General features: G+C 48.0%; 11 protein-coding genes. 7 read left to right on the forward strand and 4 right to left on the reverse strand.

Annotated elements, in window-relative coordinates; translation table 11 throughout:
• Nucleotides 1–3: 3 nt before the first annotated feature.
• The gene (locus C7B65_RS23315) at nt 4–375 is read left to right on the forward strand and encodes a hypothetical protein (protein ID WP_073074904.1); all 372 of its coding nucleotides are present in this window, start codon (nt 4–6) and stop codon (nt 373–375) included.
• Nucleotides 376–472: 97 nt separating this feature from the next.
• Here the strand turns inward: C7B65_RS23315 and C7B65_RS23320 are convergent, their stop codons facing one another.
• Nucleotides 473–967 carry a P-loop nucleotide/nucleoside kinase family protein gene (locus C7B65_RS23320; RefSeq protein WP_073074903.1) on the reverse strand — a complete coding sequence of 165 codons (495 nt, stop codon included), beginning with the start codon at nt 965–967 and terminating at the stop codon, nt 473–475.
• A gap of 315 nt (nt 968–1,282) precedes the next feature.
• Between C7B65_RS23320 and C7B65_RS23325 the strand changes: the two genes are divergently transcribed.
• From C7B65_RS23325 to C7B65_RS23350, 6 genes are all read left to right on the forward strand, one after another.
• Complete coding sequence (locus C7B65_RS23325) at nt 1,283–1,903, forward strand: GAP family protein (RefSeq protein ID WP_223257494.1); 621 nt, start codon at nt 1,283–1,285, stop codon at nt 1,901–1,903.
• Between the two features lie 159 nt (nt 1,904–2,062).
• A complete protein-coding gene (locus C7B65_RS23330; protein WP_073074902.1) occupies nt 2,063–2,392 on the forward strand; it encodes an ArsR/SmtB family transcription factor in 330 nt (109 codons plus the stop codon).
• Nucleotides 2,385–2,813, forward strand: a complete 429-nt coding sequence (locus tag C7B65_RS23335) for an SRPBCC family protein (RefSeq protein WP_073074901.1) — start codon at nt 2,385–2,387, stop codon at nt 2,811–2,813. The genes C7B65_RS23330 and C7B65_RS23335 overlap by 8 nt, the downstream gene beginning before the upstream one ends.
• Before the next feature lie 255 nt (nt 2,814–3,068).
• Nucleotides 3,069–3,680, forward strand: coding sequence for an ATP-dependent Clp endopeptidase proteolytic subunit ClpP (clpP, locus tag C7B65_RS23340; protein ID WP_073074900.1), 612 nt, complete (start codon nt 3,069–3,071; stop codon nt 3,678–3,680).
• A gap of 61 nt (nt 3,681–3,741) precedes the next feature.
• Nucleotides 3,742–4,119 carry a nuclear transport factor 2 family protein gene (locus C7B65_RS23345; RefSeq protein ID WP_073074899.1) on the forward strand — a complete coding sequence of 126 codons (378 nt, stop codon included), beginning with the start codon at nt 3,742–3,744 and terminating at the stop codon, nt 4,117–4,119.
• A 12-nt stretch (nt 4,120–4,131) separates the two neighbouring features.
• On the forward strand, nt 4,132–4,608 hold the full coding sequence (locus tag C7B65_RS23350) for a GNAT family N-acetyltransferase (RefSeq protein ID WP_073074898.1): 477 nt from the start codon (nt 4,132–4,134) through the stop codon (nt 4,606–4,608).
• Nucleotides 4,609–5,027: 419 nt separating this feature from the next.
• Here the strand turns inward: C7B65_RS23350 and C7B65_RS23355 are convergent, their stop codons facing one another.
• The 3 genes from C7B65_RS23355 to psbC form a co-directional block, all read right to left on the reverse strand.
• On the reverse strand, nt 5,028–6,974 hold the full coding sequence (locus C7B65_RS23355; protein ID WP_073074897.1) for a caspase, EACC1-associated type: 1,947 nt from the start codon (nt 6,972–6,974) through the stop codon (nt 5,028–5,030).
• Nucleotides 6,975–7,178: 204 nt separating this feature from the next.
• Nucleotides 7,179–7,550, reverse strand: a complete 372-nt coding sequence (locus C7B65_RS23360; RefSeq protein WP_073074896.1) for a hypothetical protein — start codon at nt 7,548–7,550, stop codon at nt 7,179–7,181.
• 171 nt (nt 7,551–7,721) lie between these two features.
• Nucleotides 7,722–9,107, reverse strand: a complete 1,386-nt coding sequence (gene psbC / locus C7B65_RS23365) for a photosystem II reaction center protein CP43 (RefSeq protein ID WP_073074895.1) — start codon at nt 9,105–9,107, stop codon at nt 7,722–7,724.
• Between the last annotated feature and the right edge of the window lie 79 nt (nt 9,108–9,186).

Raw genomic sequence — 9,186 nt, forward strand, 5'->3', positions numbered from 1 at the left:
AATATGGGAGTTAGGACTGTGATTCCTAGCTCGATTTCGTTCACCGTTGAGTTGCGTTGCTCAACCGAAAAACGGTATCGAGTCAGTGTCACTTTGGATTTGCAAGAGCGTTACATCTTCCTTTCGTCTGGCATTCTCGTGAATGTGAGCGACAGCATTGAAGAGTTTGTTTCACAACTGAGTGAGATTGCATCCAATCAACTGGCATTGCTCAAATGGGATGGCACGAGTGACTTGACGACTGAATATCAAATCGTCCGAGTGTTTCCCGGCTATCAAATTGAACGATCTTTGGCGAAGTTCAACATCGCGATCGGTAACGGTTCACTAATTCAAGTGGAGGAATTGCACAACAAAGCTACCATTCAACTCTAGAAAGTTGGACGTTAGGGAGTCGTCACTAAATTTGGGTAGCGGCTTCCCTAATGACTCCATTCGGTGGTTGTGGTCGGAGGTGGGTTAACGAAGCCATTTAATTGAGATCATATCTAATGATGTTAAAGCCTTCGTCTGCGATCGGTGGTTGAAAATATGAAGTGATGTGGTCAAATTCTGCCTCAGACATGATCATCGAACCTTCAGGTTGTTCAGCGTTTCGTTTCCGCAATTGCTCTTTGCACAAGGAGTCAGGCGCAACAATGTAATGAAGCACATGATTCACTTTGGCTACTTCAAATATTGAACGAAACCATTGTCGCTGAGAAGGAACATTCCCTGGAAAATCTAGAACAACGGATATTCCATGTGCAAGAATGTCTTGCACGTGCTTTAAGACTAAAGGCTTCAAGCGTGACGAATATCTCAAATAATCATCAAAGGTGCCAATCTCTTCCGGGTACAACTTCGACAACCAGATATCTTCACTGATCAGAATAGCATTATGGTCTGATGCCAGCTTTTTCGACAATGTTGTCTTTCCTGATGCCATTTTTCCGCAGAAAAAGTGCAGAACGGGATCGGTCTTCATTATTCACCTCGTTACATTTTTCAAATTAACTGAATAAGCCTAACAAACTGATTATGCTGCTCGTCCTCGTGAAAGCAGTCAATCAAGCTAAAACATGAGTCAAATTTTCTTACAATCAAAATTAAGATGATCGAGGGTAAGTTTGAGCATTATTCCTTTGCTTTCCACTAGCCCGATCGTGTGGTGAGATGTCCGAAGATTAGAAACCTAGTGAGTCCTATCGCAAACTAAAGAGCATTCTATGGAAACCATACTCATTTCCCTTCTACCGTATATTATCGGCAGTGCTGTCGTACCATTGCAAATAATATCGGTTTGTTGCTACTGAACAGCCCCAAGCAGGGATTGCTCAAGGCTGTGACCTATGTCACTGGAATGACGATCACCCGTCTGTTACAGGGATTGATTTTTAGTTGGGTTCTAGCTGGGTCTGCGGCATCGACTGAGGGAAGTAGCGGTGGTAAGAATCCGATCGTTTCAACATTGCTCTTGGTGCTCGGCATTCTCTTATTGATCGCTGCCTATAAAAAATGGCGGAAGGAGGAAGATCCGGATGATCCACCCGGCAAGTGGTTGACCCTGCTCGATAGCTCAACCCCGCTAAAGGCTCTTGGAATTGGACTCGGACTGCCATTGATTGCTGCCAAGTTATGGGTTTTTACCCTCAGCGCACTGGCTACGATCGCGGCCGCACAGTTGGGGCAGCCAGCCAGCACGATCGCATACTTACTCTTCATCTTGTTGGCTGAATCTTTGCTACTGTTGCCGATCGTGTTTCGTATCCTCATGCCCACACGATCGCAATCTGTACTCGCTGAGTTTTCAGCCTGGTTGACCAGAAATAGCCGTCCAATCACCATTGCCGTCTCGCTTGTTTTTGGTCTGTTGTTCTTGCACTCCGGCATCAGTGGGTTACTTTCACAGAAAATTTCATGAGCGGTAGCACACCACGAATGAAAAGCAACAGATTCCGCCGATTAACGCAGCTTTAATCGGTGTTTTTTGCGAGGTTAGCGATCGCAGTATACAGAAAGAACATCATCCTCCTAATTCGATCGCTTGACATGCAACCAATTAGTTGCATAATATTCTAATATGGATGCAGTGTTTAAAGCCCTTGCCGATCCGAGTCGGAGAAAATTGCTCGACCAGTTGTACATTCACAACGGTCAAACGTTAGGAGAACTATGCGAACACCTTGATATGACGCGGCAAGCCGTGACAAAACATCTAGCGCTGTTAGAGACAGCGCATCTGATTGCCATCATCTGGCAGGGGCGAGAGAAACTGCATTACCTTAACCCAGCGCCGATTCAAGAAATTTACGATCGTTGGTTGAGTAAATATGAACGTCATCAATTAGACGCATTGAGTGAATTAAAACGAAAACTCGAAGAGACTAACAAGGAGCCAGAACATGGATAAACCCACCTTCGTTTATGTGACCTACATTGCGACCACCCTCGACAAGCTCTGGGAAGCTTTGACCAGCGAAGCATTCACCCAGCAGTATTGGGGAGACGGGCAACTCCAGTCCGACTGGGAGGTGGGGTCATCTGTGCAACACATCAACCCGGATGGCGAGTCTGACTGGCAAGGCGAAGTGTTGCAATCCGAGCCGCCGCAGCGACTTGCTTACACCTTCCAATTACCCAACGAAACGGAACTACAGCCATCTCGTGTGCGATTTGAGTTAGAGCAGTCCGGGACTACGGTGAAGCTCACGCTGATTCACGATCGTCTTGACACCCAAAGCTGCCTGAACGTCAGCCGCAGATGGACTGTCAGCCTGTCATACCTCAAGCGCCTGCTGGAAATCGAAGATGGATTAGCCTGGGTCGCCTGAAATCGATCGGCAATGGTCATGGAAGTTTTAATCAAACGTCAGTTCGACAGAAGTGGTTCGCTTCGATTGTGAATTCGGAAAGCCCCCTAAATCCCCCACTCGTGGGGGACTTCAAGCCAAATTTCTAGTTCAAAGTCCCCAGGATGGGGGATTTAGGGGGCAGAAGCCGCTGACAACGCAGCGAAAAAACTCGTCGAACTGACGTTAATCAATTACCAATTACTAAACTGTCAACCTCGTTGAGAGAACCACATCATGATTCCTACCGTCATTGAACAATCGGGTCGGGGAGAAAGAGCCTTCGACATTTATTCTCGCCTGCTGCGAGAGCGGATCATTTTTCTGGCAGAAACAGTCGAGTCGGAAATGGCAAATCGAATCGTAGCACAACTGCTATTTCTAGAAGCAGAAGACCCAGAAAAAGACATCTACCTCTACATCAATTCTCCCGGTGGTTCTGTGCTGGATGGTTTAGGGATCTACGACACGATGAATCACATTCGTCCAGATGTTTGCACAATCTGCTATGGGTTTGCGGCGAGTATGGGAGCGTTCCTGTTGGGTGCGGGTGCTAAGGGGAAGCGCAGCAGTTTGCCCAGTTCGCGGATTATGATTCACCAACCCTCTGGCGGAGCGCAGGGTCAGGCGGTGGATATTGAGATTCAAGCCAGGGAAATCCTCTATCTAAAACGCCAGATTAACCAGAGCATGGCGAACTATACGGGGAAATCGCTGGAGCAAATTGAGCAAGATACTGAGCGCGATTTCTTTATGTCGGCGGCTGAGGCGGTGGAGTATGGCTTGATTGATCAGGTGATCGATCGTCCCACTCTCTCCATTCAGCCTGAACTGATAGCAGCCAGATAAGGACACTGTGTTGTGTCTTTACCCAGAGAGTGCAGGTTGTTGATATTCGGAAAGAAGCGCTATGACTGAAACAGTTGAAACTCAGATTATCAACGCCGAAGAACGACTCAGGCAGGCAATGCTGGCTTCTGATGTCAGCATTTTGGATGAATTACTAGCCACCGACATCATCATCACCAGTCATCTTGGAGAATTATTAGGAAAACAAGATGATTTAGCTGCTCACGAATCGGGTTTGATTAAGATACACGAGTTAAACCCTTCTGAGCGGCAGATTCAAATGCATGGAGAGGTGGCGATCGTGTCAGTCCGAATGCAAATATTGGGTAGTTATGATGGCAGTCCTGCCAATGGTGACTTTCGTTTCACGCGAGTTTGGGCTGTTTCTTCAAGCGGAACTTGGCAGATCGTCGCTGCCCATATCGGTATGGTGACTTAACAAAGGAAACCAATGAAAGTTCGATCTGCCACTGTTAATGATGTATCTCTGATACTCTCATTCATCCAGAAGAAATCAGAATTTGACCGAAGCATTGGTGCATTCTCTGGTGTGCTGCAAGTATCCGAAGACAAAATACGCAAAACACTGTTCGGAATCATCCCCTTTTCTTACGTTTTGTTTGCATTTTCAGCCCATGAGGTCGGCTTTTCATTATATGGATTCAGGTACTCATCATTTGCAGGTCAGCCAAACATTTGGCTTGATGATTTGTATGTGGATGACGAGATGAGAAGCCAAGGTGCAGGAGCAGCATTAATGGCTCAATTAGTTCAAATAGCCCAAGAAAATGACTGTACCCATCTTGCTTGGAATGCTGATGCTCGAAATACTCGTGGGCTTCGCTTTTACGATCGGTTAGGTGCAAAAGTTACAGAGCAGCATGGTAATCGATGTTTTTTGAGATGGGTTCCGTGGGCAGATATATAGCAACCGCCACACAGATTAGGACGTTATCCTTTTTTATTATTGGCATTATCAGAGGAAATGAATAGGCGATCGCGCTTAATTCCTAGCAGAACTCCGATTTCTGTATTTGGAACCATTTGATTAACGTCAGTTCGACGAGGTTTTTCGCTTCGTTTTAGCGGCTTCTGCCCCCTAAATCCCCCATCCTGGGGGACTTTGAACCGGAAATCTTAGCTCAAAGTCCCCCAAATTTGGGGGATTTAGGGGGCTTCCCGGATTCACAATCGTAGCGAATCACTTCTATCGAACTGACGTTTGATCAAGTCATAGGTTTTTTGAATAATGGGCAGTTCGCTCATGTTAGGAAAATAAAAATTTTGATCGCGCGTTGCGCGAAAGGTGAAGGAGGGTAGAGAGCAAGAGAGCAAGAGGGTAAAGAGCTAAAGAGTCCTGGGGGAAAGGCAGACAACCCGAAAACCGATGAAGTTGCGATGATCGGGTGCGTTCTTTTCGCGATACGCAGAGCGGCATTGCCCCGGATCGCTGACCCACGAACCGCCACGATAAAGCCGATGTTCACTGTCTCCAGCTTCCCAAACGCTTCCATTGCTCGGAGCGCCGTGATAGGTATCATGCCAGCAATCGGCGCACCATTCCCAAACATTTCCGTGTGTATCAAACAGCCCAAACCCATTTGGTGGAAAACTACCGACCTTGATTAGTTGTTGTCGAAAAATTCCTTTTGCACCTTCGCCATAGGAACCTGAATAAGTCGTGCCTTCGTGTGTCCGGTCAGTACCTTGATAGTTTGCTAAATCGGTTGAGATTGTTTCACCAAAGTGAAAAGGGGTTGTAGTGCCAGCACGACAGGCGTATTCCCATTCAGCTTCACTGGGCAGACGGTAAAGCTTTCCAGTTTTTTGGGTGAGGCGATCGCAAAACTCCACGGCTTCAAACCAGGAAACTAGCACAACAGGTCGGTTTGCTCCTTGGAAGATTGTGAGGGTTGAGGAATCTGAGAGGATTAAGGGATCTGGTTTGAGGTCGTGATTGATTTTGGGTAGAGTAGAGATCGCTTTCCATTGCGCCTGAGTGATGGCAAATTTGCCTATGTGAAAAGGCGCGATCGTCACTGAATGCTGCGGATATTCATCGTCGTTTGCATCTTCTTCATTCTTAGCGGCTCCCATTTGAAAAGAGCCACCTGGAATTGAAACCATGTTTAGTGTGGTCTGATTACCCAGGTCTTCTGTAAAGAATTCGGCTTGGTTGATGCGACGATCGCTTTCCTGCCCTTGACCATTCACTGTAATAGTCTCGAAGGAGAATGTAGAACGGTTGGCTTCGAGTGACTGGATGTCTTCATTCCGTAGACCTAAAACGTGTTGATAATCTTGCAATTCGAGTCGCGTCTCTTCGGTGAGAGGATATTCTACTTGTACTGCTTCTAGAAATGCCTCGCGATAGTCGTCGAGCTTTTGCTGGAGTTCTTGATAAGGTTTTAGTTCTGCGGCTTCGATCGCTTCAGCGTCGGCGATCGATACACCTGTTTTACGAGCAATTTCCCTGAGCGATCGACTAGATAAACCCGAAAGTTTGCCATCTCTAATTCGTTTCTGAACTTCTTTGCGATAGTTGCGTTTGGGGTCACTAATCAGCGCTTTTGCTAACAAAATCTTCTCGCCATCTTGAAACACATAGCGCTCAGGCTGCATCGCTGGAGCAGCTTTACGAACCTGCTCTCTCACATAATCATGCAGTTCACTCACCGACACAGCACCATCGCCATCCAAATCCGCCGCTCCCGTTTGAATGCCCTCCACCAAATAACGAGTATAAATCGCGAGATCTTCCCCCTCTCGCTCAAACGAATATTCGGTAGCTGCCGAAGAAGTCAAGACAATTCTGCCGCGACCGCCCAACTGTTGCTGAAAGTCGATCGTGCTTCCAGCATCTCTTGCCTTCATGCCTTCTGGAAATGCCCCACTGTGGCAACAGTCTAAAATAATCACTTGCCGCTCTGAGTCGCAGTTTTCCATCAGGTCATGCACAAACCCCGCTTCGACCACCGTGGCTTTGTTGAGTTTGCCTGCCTTCTGCGTGTCGCAGTTGGTCAGGAAAAATTTGCCATACTCATCCGTGACCCCATGCCCAGAGAAGTAGAGCAACACGAGATCATCGGTGTCGCGATCGCCAAACAACTCAGCGATCGCGCTCCGCATCTCTAGCAACCCAGGATTTGGCAGCCGCTTGATCTCATCAAACGCCCCAAAATCTGGATGCTGCAAAACGCCCTGCATTGCCTCAATGTCTCTGACTGCCGCAGGCAAGGGATTGAGTCCCGGTTTATATTCACTCACTCCAATCAACAGGGCAACCTTAGTCATTGATCCACGGCTTATTTAATGCTGTTTATTTAACGTGAGTTCGACGAGTTTTTTCGCTTCGTTCTCAGCGGCTTCTGCCCCCTAAATCCCCCAAATTGGGGGACTTCAAGCCAAAATTTCCGGTTCAAAGTCCCCCAATTTTGGGGGATTTAGGGGGCTTCCCGAATTCATCATCGGAGTGAACCCCTTCTATCGAACTCACGTTTATTTAATCTGCGCCAATCGTTGAATCGTTTCTTCTGCTGCCAAAAGCTCGGCTCTACTACTCGCTTCAAACTCGAACTCTCGCCCATCGGAAAATTTGGCTTTACCTTTGATCGGCTTATCTCCGAGGCGATCGCCCAAAAACCCAAACAGCGTTTTGACACTTTTGGTACTGACCTCAGCCTGAAGCAAGCCCCACAAAAACGCCCCGATCGCCCGACTTCCTTCTGGTGGATTTGGATCAACCACGCGATCGACCTTAACCCCCGGCATTTTTTTGATCTGTTCCCAGACAGTCTGAGTCAGTTTTTCTTGCTTGGCAATACTGGTTGAATCTTGGAAATCGATCGTCAGTTCAATTTGATCCGTCATAACTGGAGGGCATAGGAGTACTGGATTGAATTCTAACCTCTGACAGCAGAAAGACTGTGACGCACCGAAGAACAGACTCGATCGCCCAAAACCGATCCATCTACCTATGAGAAAGGCTCCCGCTTTTACACAGGAGCCTTAAGTTAAAGGTTATTCAGCTAATCTCAACCACTAGTCAAGATTAGGCATTGACAATACGGGTTCAGATTCACGATCGATTCCCCGTTCAAAACCAGCCACCGCTGCACGAGCACGACCCGCGTGCCACAGGTGACCGACTAAGAAGAAGAAACCCATCACAAAGTGGAACGAGGCTAACCAGGCACGAGGAGACACGTAGTTAAAGGAGTTGATCTCCGTCGCTACGCCGCCCACTGAGTTAATAGAACCCAAAGGTGCGTGAGTCATATACTCAGCCGCTCGACGAGCTTGCCAAGGTTGAATGTCATTCTTAATCTTGTTCAGATCAAGACCGTTTGGACCCCGGAGAGGCTCCAACCAAGGACCACGGAAGTCCCAAAAGCGCATCGTCTCACCACCAAAGATGATTTCACCTGTGGGAGAACGCATCAGATATTTACCAAGACCCGTAGGACCTTGAGCAGAACCGACGTTTGCACCCAAGCGCTGGTCACGAACCAAGAAGGTCATCGCTTGAGCTTGAGACGCTTCAGGGCCCGTAGGGCCGTAGAACTCACTCGGATAAGCGGTGTTGTTAAACCAAACAAAGCAAGAGGCAATGAAGCTCATCAGAGACACTGCACCGATGCTGTAGGAGAGATAAGCCTCACCCGACCAGACAAGCGCCCGACGTGCCCAACCAAAAGGCTTGGTTAAGATGTGCCACAGACCACCTGCAATACAGATCAGAGCAACCCAGATGTGACCGCCGACAATATCTTCAAGGTTGTTGACGCTGACAATCCAGCCGTCGCCCCCAAAAGGAGACTTCAGCAGATAGCCAAAAATAATGGCAGGGTTGAGGGTAGGATTCGTGACGACGCGCACGTCTCCACCGCCCGGTGCCCAGGTGTCATAGAGTCCACCGAACGCCATCGCTTTCGCAACCAACAACAGTGCGCCCACACCCAACAAAATTAGGTGATAGCCGATGATGTTAGTCATCTGGTTCTTATCTTTCCAGTCGTATCCAAAGAAGCTAGAGTATTCTTCCAGAGTTTCAGGACCGCGAACGGCGTGATAAATGCCGCCAAAACCCAGAACTGCTGAAGAAATCAGGTGCAAAACACCTACTACAAAGTAAGGGAAAATGTCAATAACTTCGCCGCCAGGGCCCACACCCCAGCCCTGAGATGCCAGGTGAGGAAGCAGGATCAAGCCCTGCTCATACATGGGCTTTTCGGGAATAAAGTGAGCAACCTCAAACAAGGTCATCGCTCCAGCCCAGAACACAATCAGACCTGCATGAGCGACGTGAGCGCCCAACAGTTTACCAGAGAGATTGATGAGGCGGGCGTTACCTGACCACCAGGCAAATCCTGAGGATTCCTGGTCGCGATTGCCCGCTACGATCGAACTATTAGAGAGCGTTACCACGGGGCAGAACCTCTTCAGGGAATACAAATTTTTCGTGAGGCTGGTCTTGAGAAGCCATCCAAGCGCGGATGCCTTCGTT

The sequence above is a fragment of the Phormidesmis priestleyi ULC007 genome (assembly GCF_003003695.1).
In the GTDB taxonomy this organism is placed as follows: Bacteria; Cyanobacteriota; Cyanobacteriia; order Leptolyngbyales; family Leptolyngbyaceae; genus Phormidesmis_A; species Phormidesmis_A priestleyi_A.